The sequence below is a fragment of the Nocardia speluncae NBRC 108251 genome, assembly GCF_001613245.1.
In the GTDB taxonomy this organism is placed as follows: domain Bacteria; phylum Actinomycetota; class Actinomycetes; order Mycobacteriales; family Mycobacteriaceae; genus Nocardia; species Nocardia speluncae.
The window spans coordinates 362,582-382,878 of record NZ_BDBZ01000001.1 but is presented as its reverse complement, the minus strand read 5'-3'; the positions used below and the strand labels follow the sequence as shown (position 1 = coordinate 382,878).

Below are 20,297 nucleotides of genomic sequence, written 5' to 3'. Positions count from 1 at the left end.
AGATCATTGCTGCACTCGGCATTCCTTTCAGCAACCGAGGGCGCACTGTGTGCACCCTTCTTCGAAGGACGACCAAGATGACTCGTGCCACCACGTCGAGCGAGGATCGTGCCGCGCTCGAGTCCCGCACCTACCGGAAAATTACATGGCGTCTCATGCCATTCCTGATGGCGTGTTTCGTCGCGTCCTTCCTGGATCGGGTGAATGTCGGATTTGCGAAGTTGCAGATGCTGGACGATCTGGGATTCAGTGAGGCCGTCTATGGGCTCGGTGCCGGCTTGTTCTTCGTCGGTTATTTCATCTTCGAAGTGCCGAGCAATCTGTATATGCACCGGATCGGCGCCAAGCAGACGATCATGCGGATCATGCTGCTGTGGGGAGTGATCTCGTCGCTCTTCGCATTCGTCGAGACACCCTTGCAGTTCTATATACTGCGTTTTCTTCTCGGGGCGGCCGAGGCCGGTTTCTTCCCGGGGGTTATTCTGCTCCTCACCTACTGGTTTCCTTCCCGCCGCCGGGCCAAGATGACCGCGTTGTTCTACTGTGCGATCCCGTTGTCCGGGATCATCGGGGGCCCGCTGTCGGGTCTGATCCTGACCTCGCTCGACAACTGGCACGGCTACGCCGGCTGGCAGTGGATGTTCGTACTCGAAGCGATCCCGACGCTCGTCCTGGGCATCATGGCGTACTGGCTGATCACCGATACTCCCCAGCGGGCGACGTGGCTGACCGATGAGCAGCGAGAGCTCGTTGCAACCGATATTGCGGCAGATGTTGCCATGAAGGAGTCCTACGCCATCACGAGCCTGCGCAGTATGTTGCGGAACAAGTATGTATTGATCTTGATCGCGATAGCATTCTGCCAGAGCGCCGGAACGTACGGGCTTTCCTTCTGGCTTCCGTCACTGATCAACCAGACGGGGGTGTCGAACCTGCTCCATGTCGGTCTGTTGTCGGCGATCCCGTATACGTGCGCTGTCGTCGCGTTGCTCGTGGTGGGCGCGCACTCGGACCGGACCCTGGAACGCAAATGGCATGTCATCGTGCCGTTCTTCGTCGGTGCGGGCGGGCTTGCGGTGAGTGTGTCGCTCAGTTCGAACGTTGTCGCGTCGATGATCAGCTTGTGCTTCGCCGCCGCCGGATGCATCACGATCACCGCGATGTTCTGGAATCTCCCCCCGGCATTCTTCTCCGGACTCGGTGCCGCGAGCGGAATTGCCTTGATCAACTCGTGCGGCGCGATCGCCGGATTCCTCGCTCCGTACATGCTCGGCTGGATCAAAACCGCCACCGGCCACACGGATCTGGGAATCTACGCGCTCACAGTTCTGCTGATCATCGGGGCGCTCTTCACCTTGATGGTGCCGGCCCGGATCGTCAATCGCTGAGCGATGGTGTCACCGGGCGTACCGGTGCGGACGAACCGGACCGGGCACCCGCCCGGTCCGGTTCCGTCCTACTCGCCCGGCGACAGCATGGCACGGGCCGGACCGGGCGGCTCCGGGCCCGCCTAGGTATCGAATCTTTCGTCGAGCACACGCGCGATGCGAGCCAGCACGGTGGGTTCGGTCATCGCGAGGTGGGTCGCGTCGATATCGATATTGGTGACATATCCGCGGACCACCGGCTCCCATCCTCGGTGTCCGGTGGCGTCGGACCGTCTTTCGCTGGTCGCGGTGAAGTACAGCAGGTCGCTGTCGAGAAGCCGTGGTCGCCAGTCGGCGGCCGCGCGGATCGAGTGGTTGTAGGAGTCTGTCATGCGCTGGATCAGGGTGGCGTCGATACCGAGACTGTCCCCGAGTTTCTGTTCGATCAGCGCGGCAGCTTCCTCGGCGGTGGCGTCTTCGTCGACGAAATCGATGCCCATGACCGGCCCCAGGTTGCTGACCAATTCGCCCGCGGTCACGGAGGTGACCGCGGATCGGTCCATACCGTCCACTTCGGCGTCGAGTAGGGCCAACAGCGCGACCTGTTCACCGGCGGCCCGCATTTCGGCGGCGACCGCATGGGCGATCTGACCGCCGAGTGACCAGCCGAGGAGGTGGTACGGGCCGTGCGGCTGGACCGTGCGGATCTCGTCGAGGTACCGGCGTGCGGTGTCTTCGATGGTGCCTGTCCCGTCGGAGGCGCCGGTGAGCTGTGGTGCCTGGATTCCGTAGATCGGCCGGTCGGCGGTGAGGTATTCGCCGAGGGGACGGTAGCTCCAGGCCAGGCCCGAGGCGGGGTGGATGCAGAACAGCGGGGGTTGCGTTCCGGTGGTGCGGATCGGTAGCAGGACATCGAATCCGGGGGTGGTGGATTCGGTGGTGACGTGTCCGGTGCGCATCCCGGTTTCGATGCGTTTGGCGAGTTCGGCGGGGCGTGGGTCGGACAGGATCCAGCTGACGGGGACCTCGTAGTCGAGTTCCTTGCGTAGTTCGCTGACGACCTGTACCGACTTCAGGGAGTTGCCGCCGAGAGCGTAGAAGTCGTCGTCGGCGCCGACGTGGTCTACGCCGAGGACGTGTCCGTACGCGCGGGCGACTTGTCCTTCGAGCCAGGATTCGGGTTCGCGGTACTCCCCTACCTCGAATACGGGTTCGGGTAGGCGTTTGCGGTCGAGTTTGCCGGAGGCGGTGAACGGTACGGTGTCGAGCACCATGACGGTGGTGGGCACCATGTAGTCGGGTAGTTCGGTGGCGGCGTGGGCGAGGACGGCGTCGGTATCGACTGTGGCGCCGGCTGTGGGGACGAGGTAGGTGATGAGCCGGTCGCCGGTGCCGGAGGTGTGTACGGCGGCGATGGCGCGGGCGACGGTGGGGTGTTCGGCGAGGACGGCTTCGATTTCGCCGAGTTCGATGCGCAGGCCGCGGAGTTTCACCTGGAAGTCGGTGCGGCCCAGGTATTCCAGTTCGCCGGTGCGCAGGCGCCGGGCGCGGTCGCCGGTGCGGTACATGCGTTGGCCGTCGGTGAAGGGGTCGGGGACGAATCGTTCCGCGGTGAGGCCGGGGCGGGCGTGGTATCCGCGGGCGATCTGGTTGCCGGCGAGGTAGAGGTCTCCTGCTACGCCGGGTGGGACGGGGCGCAGGCGCGAGTCGAGGACGTGGGCGCGGACGTTCCAGACGGGTGTGCCCATGGGGACGCTGCCGTCGTCGGTTCCGGCGACGTGGTGGGAGGTGGCGTGCAGGGTGAATTCGGTGGGGCCGTAGAGGTTGTGTAGTTCGGTGGTGGGCATGGCGCGGCGCGCGGTGGCGACCACGTCGGCGCCGAACGCTTCGCCGCCGACGAGTAGCGCGCGCAGTGATTCGAGGGATTGTGCGGGTGCGGCGTCGGCGAATGCGGCGAGCATGGACGGGACGAAGGAGGTGAGGGTGATGTGCCGGTCGTCGATGGTGTCGGCGAGGTAGGCGGGGTCGGTGTGTCCGTCGGGGCGGGCGATGACGAGGCGGGCGCCGACGGCGAGGGTGGCGAACAGTTCCCACACCGAGACGTCGAAGGTGGCGGGGGTTTTCTGCAGGACGGTGTCGGCGGCGGTGAGACGGTAGGTGTCGATGATCCAGTGCAGTTGGTTGAGTACCGCGCTGTGCGGTACGGCGACGCCTTTGGGGCGGCCGGTGGATCCGGAGGTGAACAGGACGTAGGCGGTGTTGTGGGGTCGTAGCGGGTGGTGGCGATCGGTGTCGGTGACGGGGGTGTCGTCGTATCCGGTGAGGTCGAGTCCGTCGAGGGTGGTGAGTTCGACGACGGGTGCGGCGGTGTCGAGCATGTACTCGATGCGGTCGGCGGGGTGGGTGGGGTCGATGGGTACGTATCCGCCGCCGGCGGCGTGGACGGCGTGCATGGCGGTGATCTGGTCGAGGGATCGGGGCATGCGTAGCGCGACCAGGGTGTCGGGGCCGACGCCGCGGGTGATGAGCCAGCGGGCGAGGCGGTTGACGCGGGCGGCGAATTCGGCGTAGGTGAGGGTGTGGGTGCCGGATTCGACGGCGGGCCGGTCGGCGTGGGCTGCGGCGGCGCGGGTGAACAAGGCGGCGAGGGTTTCGTCGGGGTCGAGGGGGTGGTTCGTGGCGTTCCAGCGGTGCAGGACGGCGTCGTGTTCGCTGGTGTCGAGGAGGTCGATGTCGTGGACCTGCTGGGTGGGGTCGGTGGCGAGTGCGCGCAGCATCCGGTGCAGGCGGTCGGCGACGGCGGTGGCGGTGGCCGGGTCGAACAGGTCGGTGGCGTAGGTGATTCCACCGGTGATTCCGGTGGGTGCGCCGGTGGGGCTGTAGGTGTCGGAGACGGTGATCTGGAGGTCGAACAGGGAGGTCGCGGTGTCGGCTTCGACGGCGGCGGCGGTGAGTCCGGGGAGTTCGAATTCGGTGCCGGTCTGGTTTTGGAAGGCGAGCATCACCTGGAACAGGGGGTGGTGGGCGTGGGAGCGTACGGGGTTGAGTTCTTGGACGAGGCGTTCGAACGGGACGTCGGCGTGCCCGAAGGCGGCGAGGTCGGTGTCGCGGATGTGATCGAGGAGTTCGGTGAAGGTCATGTGGTCGGTGAGGCGGGTGCGCAGGACGAGGGTGTTGACGAACATGCCGACGAGGTCGTCGAGTTCGGGTTCGCCGCGTCCGGCGTAGGGAGTGCCGATGGCGATATCGTCGGTGGCCGCGAGGCGGCCGAGGGTGGCGGCGAGGGCGGCGTGGAACACCATGAACAGGGTGGTGTTGTGGGTGCGTGCGATTTTCTCCAGATCGGCGTGGAGGTCGGCGTCGACGGTGAGTGGGATATCGGCGCCGGTGTAGGTCTGGATCGCCGGTCGCGGGTGATCGGCGGGTAGTTCGAGTAGGGGCGGTAGGTCGGCGAGCTGGGTGGTCCAGTAGTCGATTTGGGCGCGTAGCAGCGAGTCGGGGTCGTTTTCGGGGCCCAGGACTGTGTGCTGCCAGAGGGTGTAGTCGGCGTATTGGACCGGTAGTGGTTTCCAGGTGGGTGGGCGGCCGTGGACTCGGGACTGGTAGGCGATCATCATGTCGCGGGCCAGTGGGGCGAGCGACGATCCGTCGCCGCAGATGTGGTGCATGACGACGGCCAGGACCCAGGTGTCGGGGCCGGTGTTGTAGAGCCGGGCGCGTAACGGTACTTCGCGGGTCACGTCGAATACGGTGGCGACGAAACCGGCGATCGTGGCGGGTAGATCGGTTTCGTCTATCGGGGTGGGTTGCAGGGGTGGTGTGGTGTGGTCGGCGGGGAGGACGACTTGTGCGGGTTCGCCGTCGGTGTGCGGGTAGATGGTGCGTAGTACTTCGTGCCGGTCGATGACGTCGGTGAGGGCGTGGTGCAGGGCGTCTGTGTCGAGGTGGCCGGTGAGGCGGATGATGATGGGGATGCTGTAGGCGGCGGAGTCGGGTTCGAATCGGTTGAGGAACCACATGCGCTGCTGGGCGTGGGACAGCGGGATGTGCGGGGGCCGGGGTTGTGGGGTGAGGGCTACGCGTCCGGTGTCGGCGTGGGATTCGGCGCGGGCGGCGAGTTTGGCGACGGTGGGTGCGTCGAAGATCATCGCGACGGGGACGCTTGCGTCGAGGGCGGCGCCGATGCGGGCGGCGACGCGGGTGGCGACGAGGCTGTTGCCGCCGAGTTCGAAGAAGTCGTCGTCGGCGCCGACGGTGCGGTCGAGGCCGAGTACGTCGGCGAATACGCCGGCCACGATTTCTTCGACCGGGGAGGCGGGCGCCCGGAATTGTTTGGCTTGCCGGACGGGTGCGGGGAGGGCTTTGCGGTCGAGTTTGCCGTTGGGTGAGAGCGGGATCCGGTCGAGGACCATGATCGTGGTGGGCACCATGTAGGCGGGGAGGGTGTCGGTGAGTGCGGTGGTGAGGGTGTCGGCGGCGATGTCGGCGCCGGGGGCCGGGACCACGTAGGAGACGAGGGTGACGGGTCCGGTGCCGTCGCGGTGTGGGATGGTGACGGCGTAGGCGATATCGGGACGGGCGCCGAGTGCGGTGTCGATTTCGCCGAGTTCGACGCGGTAGCCGCGGACTTTCACCTGGAAGTCGTTGCGTCCCACGAATTCGATATCGCCGTGGGTGTTCCACCGGACGAGGTCGCCGGTGCGGTACATGCGGCTGCCGGGTTCTGCGTAGGGGCAGGCGGTGAATCGGGCGGAGTTGGTGGCGGCGCGGTGGAGGTAGCCGCGGGCCAGGGCGGGTCCGGCGAGATACAGTTCGCCGGTGACGCCGACGGGTGCGGGCCGGAGGCGGTCGTCGAGGATCAGTGCCTGCATTCCGGGAAGCGGGCTGCCGATGGTGGGTCGTTCGCCGGCGGGCACGGGGCCGGTGGCGGTGGCGACCATGGTGGTTTCGGTGGGGCCGTAGAGGACCTGGAATCGGCGGGTTCCGGCGCGGTCGGTGCCGGCCCACCGGTTGATGAGGTCGGCGGGGACTTCGTCGCCGCCGGACATGACGGTGTGGAGGTCGTCGAGGCCGGTGGGGTCGACGGAGGCGAGGGCGGCGGGGGTGACGAAGGCGTGGGTGATGTGGTGGGTGCGGAGGAATTGGGCGAGTTCGTTGCCGCCGTAGATGCCGGTGGGTGCGATGACGAGGGTGGCGGCGCGGCCGGCGGCGAGCAGGATTTCGAGGAGGGAGGCGTCGAAGGAGGGTGAGGCGAAGTGCAGGACGCGGTCGGTGGTGTGGGGTGGGGTGCCGCTGCGTTGTGCGGCGACGAAGTCGGCGATGCCGGTGTGGGTGACGGCGACGCCTTTGGGGCGGCCGGTGGATCCGGAGGTGAATACGATGTAGGCGGTGTTGTGGGGGCGGAGTGGCCGGATCCGGTCGGTGTCGGTGACGGGTTCGGTGGTTTCGGTGTCGAGTTGGGGGTTGCCGGCCGGGGAGTCGAGGAGGATCCAGTCGATGCTGCCGGGGAGTTGGGGTCGGGCGGTGGTGAGGGTGACGCCGAGGTGGGCGTGGGAGTCGGTGACCATTTGTTCGATGCGGCCGGTGGGATAGCGGGGGTCCACCGGGACGTAGGGTGCACCGGTTTTGACGACGGCCCACCAGGCGATGATCGCTTCGGTGGTGCGGCCGGTGGCGACGAGGACGGGGTGTTCGGGTCCGGCGCCGCGGCGGATCAGTAGCCGCGCGAGCTGGTTGGACCGGGTGTCGAGTTGCCGGTAGGTGAGTTCGGTATCGCCGGAGATGAGGGCGGTGCCGGTGGGGTTGTCGTGGACGGCGGCGGCGAACACGTCCGGTAGCAGGGCGGGTGGTTGTGGGCCGCGGGGGCGGGGCCCGATCCTGGCCGGCAGGTCGTGGTGTTCGGCGGTGTCGAGCCAGTCGATATCGCCGACGGCTACGGCGGGGTTTGTGGTGACGGCTTCCAGGACGCGGAGCAGGCGCGCGACGAGTTGGTGTGCGGTGGTGTCGTCGAACAGGTCGCGGGCGTAGGTGAGGGTTCCGGAGAGTCCGCGGGCCGCTCCCCCGTCGTCGTAGGAGTCGGCGAGGATCAGTTGCAGGTCGAATTGGGATAGTCCGGTGTCGACGTCGGCGCGGGATGCGGTGACGCCGGGGAGTTCGACGTCGGTGCCGGCGAGGTTTTGGAAGGCGAGCATCACTTGGAACAGGGGGTGCCGGTCGGCGGTGCGTTGCGGGTTGAGTTCTTCTACGACCCGTTCGAACGGTACGTCGGCGTGTTCGAAGGCGGCGAGGTCGGTGTCGCGGGTGCGGGTGAGGAGTTCGGTGAACGGTTCGCCGGTGTCGATGGGGGTGCGGAGGGCGAGGGTGTTGACGAACATGCCGACGAGGTCGTCGAGGCCGGGTTCGCCGCGTCCGGCGACGGGGGTGCCGATCACGATGTCGTCGCTGCTGCTGAGCCGGCCGAGTACTGCGGCGAGGGCGGCGTGCATCGTCATGAACAGGGAGGAGCCTCGGGTGCGGGCGAGGTCGAGTAGCTGTGTGTGCAGGGTGGCACCGATATCGACGGGTATGCGGCCTCCGGTGAGGGACGCGACCGGTGGGCGGGGGCGGTCGGTGGGCAGGTCGAGGTGGTCGGGGGCGTCGGTGAGGGTGTCGCGCCAGAACCGCAGCTGGGCCGACAGCAGCGATTCGGGGTCGTCGGCGGCGCCGAGGACTTCCCGCTGCCATAGCGCGTAGTCGGCGTATTGGACGGGCAGGGGTTGCCAGTGGGGTGCGTGGCCGCCGGCGCGGGCCGCGTAGGCGGTGACGACATCGCGGGCCAGTGGGCCCATCGATTGTCCGTCGCCGGCGATGTGGTGCACGACGAGGACGAGCATGTATTCGCCGGTGCCGAGATCGAACAGTCCGATGCGGAGCGGGACCTCGGTGGTGACGTCGAATCCGGTGCGTACGAACGTGGTGACGGTGTCGGTCAGGGTGGCGGTGTCGGCGGGGAGGATGTGCAGGGCCGGTGCGGGTTCGGGCAGGACTTGTTGCCGGGGTTCGCCGGCGGTTTCGGGGTAGATGGTGCGTAGTACTTCATGGCGGGCGATGACGTCGGTGAGGGCGTGGTGCAGCGCGCCGGTGTCGAGGTGGCCGGTGAGGTGCAGCATCACGGGAATGTTGTAGGCGGCGGAGTCGGGTTCGAATCGGTTGAGGAACCACATGCGCTGCTGGGCCAGCGACAGCGGTGTGGGTTCGGGGTGTGGGCGGGCGGTGAGCGGTATCCGGTCACCGCTGCGCAGGGCGGCGGTGTGGCGGGCGAGGGCGGCGACGGTGGGTGCTTCGAACAGGGCCCGTACCGGTACGCGGGCGCCGAGGGCGGCACCGACGCGGGCCACCACCAGTGATGCGCTGAGCGAATCGCCGCCGAGGGCGAAGAAGTCGTCGTCGGCGCCGACCCGGTGTACGCCGAGGACCTGGGCGTAGGTGTCGGCGACCAGTTCTTCCTGCGGGGTGGCGGGGGCTCGGTATTCGCGGGCGGTGAATTCGGGTTCGGGGAGCCGGCCGCGGTCGAGTTTGCCGTGGGTGGTGAGCGGTACGTCGTCGAGGATCATGATCGCGGCGGGCACCATGTAGGTGGGGAGCGCGTCGGCGAGTGCGGCGGTCAGTGTTTCGACCGATACGTGTGTGTCCGGTGTGGGCACCACGTAGGACACCAGTCGTGCCGGTCCTCCGTCGCTGTGCGGGAGGGTGGTCGCGAAGCCGATGTCGGGGCGGGCCGTCAGGACGGCATCGATTTCGCCGAGTTCGACGCGGGAGCCGCGGACTTTCACCTGGAAGTCGTTGCGTCCCACGAATTCGAGGTCGCCGCCGGGGTTGCGGCGGACGATATCGCCGGTGCGGTACATGCGGGCACCGCCGGTGTCGAACGGGCAGGCGATGAACCGGGCGGCGGTCAGTCCGGGCCGGTCGATGTAGCCTTCGGCCAGGCCCGGTCCGAGCAGGTACAGTTCGCCGGCCACGCCCTGTGGTACGGGCCGCAGCCAGGTGTCGAGGACGGCGGTGGTGACGGGGCCGACGGGGCGGCCGATGCCGATCGGTGCGGCGGCGGTCAGTTCGCCGGCGGTGGCCCAGATGGTGGTTTCGCTGGGGCCGTAGAGATTGATCACGGTGCGGCCCGGTGCCCACCGTTCGACCAGTTCCCGGCCGACGGGTTCGCCGGCGGTGGCCAGGACCTGGAGGCCGGTGAGGTCGGCGACGGGGACGGTGGACAGGGCGGACGGGGTGATCACCACGTGGGAGATGTGTTCGCGGCGGATGAGTTCGGCCAGTTCGCGGCCGCCGTACACGTCGGGGGGTGCGATGACGAGCCGCGCACCGGACCCGTGTGCCATGAGTAGTTCGAACAGGTTGGCGTCGAAACTGGGTGAGGCGACCTGCAGGACCGTGGATTGTTCGTCGACGTGCAGTGTGCGCTGTTGCGCCGCGACGACATCGGTGAGGGCGCGGTGCCCTACCAGGACACCTTTGGGGGTGCCGGTGGAGCCGGAGGTGTAGATGACGTAGGCGCTGCGGTCGGGGTGCAGCGGGGTGCCGCGTTCGGTGTCGGTGATCGGTTCCGGTGATTCGGCGGCCACGTCGCGGTGGGTGTGGTCGTCGTCGATGATCAGCCAGTCGATTCCGGTGGGCAGGCTCGGTGCGGTGGCGGTATCGGTGACGCCGACCGGGGCCGCCGAATCCGACAGTAGGAATTCGATCCGCCCGGCGGGCAGGTTCGGGTCGATCGGGACGAACGCGGTGCCCGCTTTGGCGGCCGCCCACAGCGCTACGACACCGGCGAGGGACCGTGGGAGTGCGAGGGCGGTGATCCGGCCGGGCCGGGCGCCGCGGCGCAGCAGGATGCGGGCGAGTCGGTTGGATTGTTCGTCGAGTTCCCGGTAGGTGAGGGTCGTCGCGCCGTAGCGTGCGGCGACGGCGGCGGGTGTGGTGGCGGCGGTGGTGGTGAGGATGCCGGCGAGGGTGTCCGGGGTGTGGTGGGCGGTATCCGGGTGGGTGGTGGCCGGTGCGCCGGGTACTGCCAGTGCGCCGAGCCGGGTGGCGGGTTCGCGGGCGATGCGGGTGAGGACGTCGACGAACCGGGCGAGGATCTGGTGGGCGCGGACGCTGTCGAATTCGTCCTCCAGAAAGCGGAGGGTGATCCGCAGGCCCGGTGCGTCGTCGCCGGTGGGGGCGACGACGAGGCTCAGCGGGAACGGGGTGGCGTCGACACCACTGATTTCACCGATGCGCAGGCCTGCGGATTCGACGAGTTGTTGTAGGGCGGGGCGGTCGACGGGGAACGATTGGAAGGCGATCGCGGTGTCGAACAATTCGGTGACGCCTGCGCTGCGATGGATTTCGGGCAGCCCGATGTAGTGGTGGTCGAGCATGCGGGCGTGCTGGTCCTGGATCCGGGTCAGCAGGTCGCGCAGTGTCTGCGCCGGGTCGAGCCGGACCCGGACGGGGATGGTGTTGAGGAACATGCCGAGGGCGCGGTCCACGTCCGGCAGTTCCGGTGGCCGGCCCGAGACGGCGGACCCGAAGATCACGTCGGTGTCGCCGGTGAGGACGCGCAGGTTCAGTGCCCAGGCCGCGGCGACAGCCGTGTTGACGGTGACTGCTGTGTCGGCGGCGACCGCACGCAATGCGCTGTACAGGTCGGCGGGCAGGTCGGCGTTCACCTCGGCTGCGGTGCTCTCGGTGGAGGTTGTGCGGGCAACGTGGGTGGGGGAATCCACGTCCGCGTATTCCTGTGCCCACGCGGCTTTGGAGTCGGCGGGGTTCTGCTGTTGCAGCCAGGTCAGGTAGTCGCGGTAGGAGGGGGCGGGTCCGGTGGTGCCGATATGTTCGGGTGCGCCGTAGTTTTCGAGGAGTTCACCCAGGAGCAGCGGCATCGACCAGCCGTCGAGGATCACATGATGGTTGGTGACGAGCAGTCGGTGCACGCCGGGTTCGAGGCGGAGCAGGGTGAACCGGATCAGCGGCGGCGCGGACAGATCGAAACCGGCTGCGGCGTCGGCTGCGGCGATATCGGTGGCTGTGGGCAGTTCCTCGTGGGTCAGGTCGTATTCCTGGAATACGGTGTCGGCGTGCTGGAGGACGATCTGGTGTGGTCCGGAGGCTGTTTCGACGAATCCGGCGCGCAGGATGTCGTGGCGGTCGATCAGTGCCTGCGCGGCGCGGTGCAGGCGGCCGGTGTCGATATCGCCGGTGAATCCGATGACGGTCTGGACGGTGTAGTTGTCGGTGCTGCCGATGTCCTCGCCGGTGGTGAATGTGGAGTGGAAGTGGATACCGGATTGCATCGGTGACAGGGGCCATATTTCGGCCAGCCCGGGATATTGCTGCCGCAGCGCGGTGATTTCGGGTTTGTCGAGGGTGACGAGCGGGAACCGCGTGGCGGTGTCGGTGGTGGGAAGGTCGTGGCGGGCGGTGGCGGCGAGCGCGGCCACCGTTTTCCCTTCGAACACTTCGCGGGGAGTGAGGACGAGGCCGGCGGCTTTGGCCAGTGCGACCAGGCGCATCGAGACGATGCTGTCGCCGCCGAGGGTGAAGAAGTTGCTGTCGGCGGACACGTTGTCCAGATGCAGGACCTGTGCGAACAGGTCTGCCATGGTGTGTTCGTCGGGGGTGGAGGGGGCCCGTCCCGCGGTATCGGCTGCCGTGAATTCGTGCTGTTGCAGCGCTTTGCGGTCGATTTTGCCGGTGGCGGTGACCGGCATCGCGTCGAGTTCGATGATCGCCGCTGGGTTCATGTAGTGGGCGAGGGTGCGGTCGAGGTGGTCGTGTAGTTCCGTGGTGTCCGGGGTTGCGCCGGGTGCGGGGACGATATAGGACACCAGTATCGGTTCGCCGGTGGGTCCGGTGCGGGCGACGGTGGCGGCGCCTGCCACTGCGGGGTGGCGGCCGAGCTGGGTGTCGATCTCGCCCGGTTCGATGCGCAGGCCGTGGATCTTGACCTGTTGATCGTTGCGGCCCAGGTATTCCAGTTCGAGTCCGGTGTGTCCGTGTATCCAGCGCACGGAATCACCGGTGCGGTAGAGGCGTTCACCGCGACCCGATCGGGGGTCGGCCACGAAACGGGAGGCGGTGGTGGCGGGCCGGCCGAAATAGCCGCGCGCCAGGCCCGGCCCGCCGAGGTACAGCTCCCCCGCGACCCCGGCCGGTACCGGGCGCAGCCACATATCGAGTACCGCCACCGAGACGCCGCGGATGGGGCCGCCGATCGTCACCGGCTCCCCGGGGTGCAGGTCGGCGGATCCGGTGGCCCAGATAGTGGTTTCGGTCGGTCCGTAATGGTTCATGAGGCGCCGGCCGGGGGCCCACCGGTTCACCGTGTCCGTGCCGGTTGCTTCACCGACCACCGCTATGGAGGTGAGGGCCGGTAGCTGCGCTGGATCCAGGGTGTTCAGTACGGACGGGGTGATGATGGCGTGGGTGACCTGTCCGGTGCGCAGTAGTTCGGTCAGGTCCGCGCCTCCGTACACGTCGGGGGGCGCGATCAGCAGGCAGGCACCGTTGCCGTGGGCCAGCAGCAGTTCCGAGATGCTGGCGTCGAAACCGGGCGAGGCGGCCTGTAATACCGTGGCGGTGGAATCCGCACCGAAGGCTTCGGTCTGGGCGGCGACGAGGTCTGCCAGACCGCGGTGGGTCACCTGCACCGCTTTCGGGGTGCCGGTCGACCCCGAGGTGAAGATCAGGTAGGCGGTGGCCTCGGGTGTCGCCGGTGTCGACGGCCGGGCGGGCGCCGGGCGCGGGGTGTGGGTGGTGTCGTCGAGGGTCAGCCAGTCGACGGCGCCGGGGAGGTGCGCGGCGACGGGGGCGGTGGTGATACCCAGGCCGGCGCCCGAATCCGCCAGCATCCCGGCGATCCGTTCGCCGGGGTTGGCGGGATCGAGGGGGATGAACGCGGCACCGGTTTTCGTGACCGCCCAGATCGCGACGACCAGGTCGATCGACCGTGGCAGTGCGAGGGCGACGAAGGTTTCGGGGCGGGCACCGCGGTCGGTGAGCAGGGCGGCGAGCTCGTCGGCGCGCTGCTGTAGTGCACGGTAGGTGAGGGTGGTGTCGCCGGATCGTACGGCGGCGGCGTCCGGGTATCGGTGGGCGGTGGCGGTGAGGATGTCGTGCAGGGTGCGTTCGGGGAGGGCGGGCGCACCGGTGGCCGGTAGCGGTTCGCGGGTTTCCGGGGTGTGGCCGGGGGTGACGGCGGCGGTGCGGGTGGCGGGGGCGGTGACCAGTTGGGTCAGGATCTGTTCGAATCGTGCGAGCAGGGTGGTGGCCTGTTCGGCGTCGAACCGGTCGGTGGCGTAGCGCAGGGTGACCGTGTAGGTGCCGGCGTCGTCGCCGGTGGGACGCGGTGGGGTGACCTGCAGGCTCAGCGGGTACGGGGTGGCGTCCTGGGCGTCGAGGTCGATCAGCTGTAGTCCGGCGGCGTCGAGGTCGCGGGCCAGGCCTTCCTGGTCCAGTGGATAGGATTCCAGCACCGTGACGGTGTCGAACATATCGGCGATCCCGGTGGCGTGCTGCAGTTCCGCCAATCCGATATGGCGGTGTTCGAGCATCGCGGCTTGTTCGGATTGCACCCGGATCAGTAGGTCGGCGACGGTTTCGTGGGGGTCGAACCGGACCCGTACCGGCAGGGTGTTGATGAACAGGCCCACCATGTGTTCGACGCCGAGTAGCTGCGGCGGCCGGTGCGACACCGTGTTACCGAACACCACGTCGGATCGTCCGGTGAGGGCGGTGAGCAGCATCGCCCACGCCACCTGGACGGTGGTGCCGGCGGTGACACCGTGGGAGCGGCCCAGGTCGAGTACCGCGGCGGCGGTGCCGGTGTCGAGGTCGAGCCCGACCTCACCGCTGGGTGCGCTGCCCGTACGGTCCGGGCGGCCGGCGACTCGGGTCGGGTTGTCCACTCCGGCCAGCATCTGCTGCCAGGCGGTGGTGGTGGCGTCGTCGTCCTGGGTGTGCAGCCATTGCAGGTAGTCGCGGAACGAGCGGGGGGCCGCGAGATCGGCCGCATCACTACCGTTGGTGTACAGGACGAGTAGTTGGTGGATCAGCAGCGGCATCGACCAGCCGTCCAGTACGAGGTGATGGTCGGTGATCAGCAGCCGGTATTCGGTGGCGCCGGTGCGCAGCAGCCGGAACCGCAGCAGCGGCGGGTGGGCGGGGTCGAACGGTGCCGCCGCTTCGGTGGTGAGGCGGTGTATTTCGTGGTCGCGGTCGGTGGGGTCGTGGTTACCGAGGTCGGTTTCGCGCCAGTCGGCCCGGACATTCTGCAGGACGATCTGGCGTGGGCCGTCGGCTGTTTCGACGAAGGCGGTGCGCAGGCTGTCGTGCCGGTCGATCAGCGTCTGCGCGGCCCGCCGCATCCGCTGCGGGTCGACTTCGCCGGCGAGAGTCAGTGTCGCCTGCACGATGTAGCTGTCGTCGCCGTCGCGGTCGTAGAGGGTGTGGAACAGCAGCCCGGTTTGTAGCGCGGTCAGCGGCCACACGTCGGTCATCGCCGGGAATTCCCGGGACCAGCCGTCGATATCGGTCTGCGATACCGAGACCAGCGGGAAATCGGACGGTGTGTGCCCCCCGGCGGGTTCGGTGTGCAGATGTGCGGCCAGGCCGTGCAGGGCCCGCACCCACAGATCGGCCAGTTCCGCTATGGCGTCGGCGGCCACGATGTTCTGCGCGAACTCCCAGGTGGCGTCGAGTTCGAGGCCGTCGGGGCCGGGTTCGGCGATCGCGTTGATATCCAGTACTGCGGGTAGCGCCATCCGCGGGTCCGTGGTCGCGGTGAGTGAGGTGAATTCGGTGGTGGGTGTCCACGCCCCCGAATGATCGTGGACACCCACCCGCCCCAGATAGTTGAAACTGATCTGGGGTTCCGGCGCGTTCCCGAGTTCGGCGCTACCCACGGGATCGAGCGCACGCAGCATCCCGTAGCCGATCCCGTTGTCCGGGACCGCGCGCAACTGTTCCTTCACCTGTTTGATCACCGACCCCGCGGCGGGGCCACCGGCGAAGGCGTCGTCGAGGTCGACGCCGGACATTTCGAGCCGGACCGGGAACCGGGTGGTGAACCAGCCGGCGGTAGCGCTGAGATCCGCGCCCGGCACCGCCTGCTCTTCGCGGCCGTGACCTTCCAGTGAGATCAGTTCCGTGCCGGCGGATTCGCCGCGCCGGGCCCGCCATTGCGCCAAAGCGAGCGCGAGCGCCGCGAGCAGCGGGTCGTTGGCGCTGCCGTGGAACCGGGCCGGGAGGGTGGTGAGCACCGCTTCGGTGATATCGGCCGGGATACGCAACTCGATCCGCCCGGCGGTGGCCATGACATCTCGTTCGGGGTCCAATGGCCGTGACCCGAGTGGCCGGTCACCGTCGGCGAGCATCTCTTTCCAGCGGGACAGTTCCGCCGGACGCCGCGCGGATGCCTGTTCGGTGAGGCCGTGGACCCAGCGGCGCACCGAGGTGGTGCCGGCGCCGGGCTGTGGGTCCTCACCTGTGGAGACCTGTAGCCAGATGTGGGCGAGGTCGGCGAGCAGGATCCGCCACGATACCGCGTCGACGGCGAGGTGATGGATCACCAGCCACAGCAGGTCCGGTCCGGCGCCGGTGCCGTCCTGGATGCGGACGGCCTGCACCAGCACACCGGCGGCGGGGTCGAGGCGGTCCGCGGCCGCCTGCAGGTGCCGATCGACTTCGGTGGCGTCGCGGTCGCGCAGTGTGACGTCGGTGAGGGTGGCGGCGGCGTCGATGGATCCGGGGGCCGGGACTTCGAGCCGGTGTTCGCCGGCGGCGGTGACGTGCAGGGCGGCGCGCAGCATGTCGTGACGGTCCAGCAGTGTCTGCAAGGCGCGCGTGAGGTGGCCGGGGTCGAGGCGGTCGGGTAGTTCGACGAGAGTGGCCTGCGCGAACCGGTCGTAGTGTCCGCGGCCGAGCATGGCGTGCACGATCGGCGACAGTGGGATCGGGCCGGTGCCGCCGCCGGGTAGTTCCCGCAGTTGCGGGGCGCCACCGGCTTCGGTGGCTATGGTGGCCAGGGCCGCGACGGTTTTGTGCTCGAACACGTCCTGGGTGGAGAATCCCAGGCCCACGGCTTTGGCACGTGACACCAGCTGGATCGATAGAATGCTGTCACCGCCGAGGGCGAAGAAGCTGTCGTCGGCGCCGGCCTGCGGGACGCCCAGGATTTCCCTGAACAGGCCGGCCATCAGGATTTCGCGGGCGGTTTCCGGGGCGCGTCCGGCGGGGGCCGCCCCGAATTCCGGTTCCGGTAGCGCGGCGCGATCCAGTTTGCCGAAGGCGTTCACCGGCAGCCGGTCCAGCGGCACGATCACCGCCGGCACCATATGCGGTGGCAGGGATTCCCGGGCGAACCGTTGTAGCTGCTCCGGGTCGGCGCGGTGGTCGTCGACGGGGACGACGTAGGAGGCCAGGACGGTGGCACCGGCATTGTTGTGCACCGGGACGGTGACCGACAGGTCGACGTCCGGGTGGGCGGTGAGGGCGGCATCGATTTCGGCGGGTTCTATCCGGTAGCCGCGGATCTTGACCTGGAAATCGGTGCGGCCCAGCAGTTCCAGCGAAACCGTCGAATCGTCGGCGGTCCAGCGGGCGAGGTCGCCGGTGCGGTACATGCGCTGTCCCGGGCCGCCGTAGGGGTCGGCGACGAACCGGGCCGCCGTATCGGAGAACCGGCGGTTGTAGCCGCGGGCCAGGCCGGGCCCGGCCAGATACAGTTCTCCGGCCGTGCCGGCCGGTACCGGTTGCAGTGCCCGGTCCAGCACCATCGCCGCCACACCGCGGACAGGGCCGCCGATGGTGAGGTCCCGGTCGGGGCGGATCCGGGCGCCCGCGGCGGTCACCGTGGTTTCGGTGGGCCCGTACTCGTTGAACATCGCGCAGTGCCGCGACCACCGTTCGATCACATGTGGCGGGCATACGTCGCCCCCGACGACCACTACCCGCAGGTCGGTGAGCGGATGCGGGTCCACGGTCGCCAGCATCGCCGGTGTCAATGTCAGGTGGGTGATGTGCTCGTCGGCGAGTAGCCGGGTGAGCCGGTCGCCGCCGATCACCTCCGGCGGCACGACCACCAGTGTGGCGCCGTTGGCGAAACAGGCGAGGAACTGCTCGAAGGAGGCGTCGAAAGCCGGTGAGAGCGCATAGGACACCCGCGACTGCGGGGTCATACCGCGGGTGTCGCTGTGGTCGGCGATGAGGTTCGCGAGTCCGTGATGGGTGACCTGCACACCTTTGGGCACACCGGTGGAACCGGAGGTGTAGGTGAGGTAGGCGAGGTCGCCGGCGTGCAGCGGGCGGGTGCGGTCGGCGTCGGTGACCGGGTCGGTGCCGCTGTCCGTGCAGGCCTGCCGGGTCGCGGGGGCGTCGACGATCAGGGCCGGCGTGGCGCTCGGTAGCCGGTCCCGGAGGGCGTCGAGGGTGATCACCATCCGGGCGTCGCTGTCGGTGATCATGTGCTCGATACGTTTCGCCGGATAGTCCGGGTCGACCTGCACGATCGCGGCACCGCATTTCGCGACCGCCCACGCCGCGACGATCGTCTCGGCGGAGCGGCGGAGCACGATCGCCACCGCTGTCCCCGGCCCGCAGCCGCGGCCGATCAGGTATCGCGCGAGCTGCGATGAGCGAGTGTCGAGGTCGTGGTAGGTGAGCGTCGCGGTGGCTGCGGAGATAGCGGTCGCGGCGGGGTCGAGGCGGGCGCCGGCGGCGAGGATATCGGGGAGCAGCCGGTCGCCGACGCTTTCCGGTCCTCGTACGGGTAGCAGCGTGGCCCGTTCCGCCGGATCCAGCAGCGGCAGGGTGCTGACCGGGTGGTCCGGTCCGCCGGCCAGGAATTCGTGCAGGAACCTCAGGAACCGGGTGTGGTGGGTGGCGAGTTCGGCACTGCTGTAGGCGCTCGGGTTGCCCTGGAAATCGATCTGGGTGCTGTCGCGGCCGGCACCGGGATAGATGTTGACGAACAGGTCCGCGGTGGGCCCCGAGGTCAGCACATGCAACCGGCCGGTGGTGGTGCCGAGCACGATCTCGTTGTCCACCATCATGAGGTTGACCGCCGGCCCGAACGACGCGGTTTCGTCGCGGGCGGTACCCATATCGTGGAAGATGTCCTCCTGCCGGTATCGCTGCCGCCGCAGGGCGCTGGTCAGTTCGCCCTGCACGGCGTCGATCACGGCACCGGTGCCGCGGCCGGTGACGGGAACCCGCAACGGAACCACGTTGGCGACCATCCCGCCGGACCGGCGCAGCACCGCGGAATGGCGGCCCGATACCGGCAGGCTCAGCAATACTTCGTCGCTGCCGGTCATCCGGGCGAGATAGGCGGCGAACGCGGCGACGACCACCGGTGTGACGCTGGTTCCGCGGTCGGTGACGACCCGGTCCAGCAATTGGGCGGTGGCGTCCGGGAGGGCGGTGCTGACCAGGGCCGGGTGGATGGTGGGTTTGCCCACGTGGCCCGCGAGGCTGACAACGGGTGGGGCGCCGTTCAAGTGTTCGGTCCAATAGTTGCGGTCGTTTTCGAACCGTGTCGAACCCCGATACGACAGGTCCTGGTCCACGATCTCGCTGAGATCTTTCGCGGTGGATGCCGGGGCCTGCTCCCCTGTCACCCACGAGTTGTACAGCTCGGTGATCCGCTGGAGCATGGTGACGGCGGCGAAACCGTCGAGCACTATATGGTGTGCACGCTGGTACCACAGGTAGTGGTCCGAGCCGACCTGGAAGACAACACATTTCATGAGACGGTCGCTGCGCAGGTCCAGCGGGGCGGAATAGTCGCGGACCATCAGGTCGTGCGCGGCTGCGCACGGGTCGTCGTGTCCGCGCAGATCCAGCACCGACACCGGGGAGGGTAGTCCTTCGTCGACGATCTGATACGGCTCGCCGTCCTCTTCGACCAGTCGCACATAGGCGGAGCCGAATTCGCGGCCGGCGGTGTCACAGGCCGCGACCAGGACGTCGAGGTCGATCGGGCCGGTGATCTCGACATACTGTGCCACCGAGATCGGGGACGACCCCGCCAGATGCTGGGCGAACCAGATCCCGCGCTGCGCCGCGGACAGGCGCAACGCATCGCCGGCCTCGCGGGCCGGTCCGGCACCGTTGTGGCTGCCGTTGCCGTTGCGTGAGCGCGCGCCGTTACCGGATACCGGTCCGGCGAACTCCGCCGCGCCGCCCGGCGCGGAAACCGGCTGCTCCCGGCTGCTGTCGAGGTTGCGCTTGGACTGGGGCACCTGACCTCCATGGAGTTCGTCATTTCGAGGGCCGGTCGGCATGCCGGTATCGGCCTCGTACCGCAAAGAACGTCGATCACTCCGAAAATGCGAAGTGAATTCGATCGAAATGGCATCGGATACCGTCGGTACGGAATTCATTCGTTATTTTGCGGCTTTCGAAAATGGCCGGATATTTTGTGGTCAACCCGTGACAAATAACCTTCGAGTATTGAGACCTGACGGTTATCGATTTCGTGTAGAAGACCGTCGGGAATTAGCGGCGGCCAGGGTGCCGAGGCGCCGCGCGCGACGACTCAGCGGTCCTCGCTGCGTACGGCAATGAATCCCGCGCCGGGAAGTTTCCGGCGAACCCGATGATTCCGGGGCGGACTCCCGGCGGACCTGTGCGCACCGGCGGCGCGGTGTGCACACATTCACGACCCACGCCTGGCGGGCGGCGGGTTCGCAGGTCACGGCGGGGTCTCGCCCCCGAGTGGGGGTAGGCGAGCAGGAAGCGGACCGTAGTGGAATTCATTGGCTGCACTGGATCGCCTTCTCGGAAGTGGCGTGCCTATGTACCAGTTTGTTCCAGCAGAATTCGGCGACCGCACTGTCGTCGAATTCGCGCTATGGATTCCCCGCAACCCCGACAATTGGAGGATTCATCTGTATCGCCCGA

At 68.2% G+C, this 20,297-nt stretch carries 2 protein-coding genes; one reads left to right on the top strand and one right to left on the bottom strand.

What is annotated here, in order from left to right; genetic code table 11:
- The first annotated feature begins 77 nt into the window (after positions 1–77).
- Positions 78–1,388, top strand: coding sequence for an MFS transporter (locus tag NS6_RS01535; protein WP_068035470.1), 1,311 nt, complete (start codon positions 78–80; stop codon positions 1,386–1,388).
- A 122-nt stretch (positions 1,389–1,510) separates the two neighbouring features.
- Here NS6_RS01535 and NS6_RS01530 read toward each other — a convergent pair whose 3' ends face one another.
- On the bottom strand, positions 1,511–19,636 hold the full coding sequence (locus NS6_RS01530) for a non-ribosomal peptide synthetase (protein ID WP_245669089.1): 18,126 nt from the start codon (positions 19,634–19,636) through the stop codon (positions 1,511–1,513).
- Positions 19,637–20,297 lie beyond the last annotated feature (661 nt).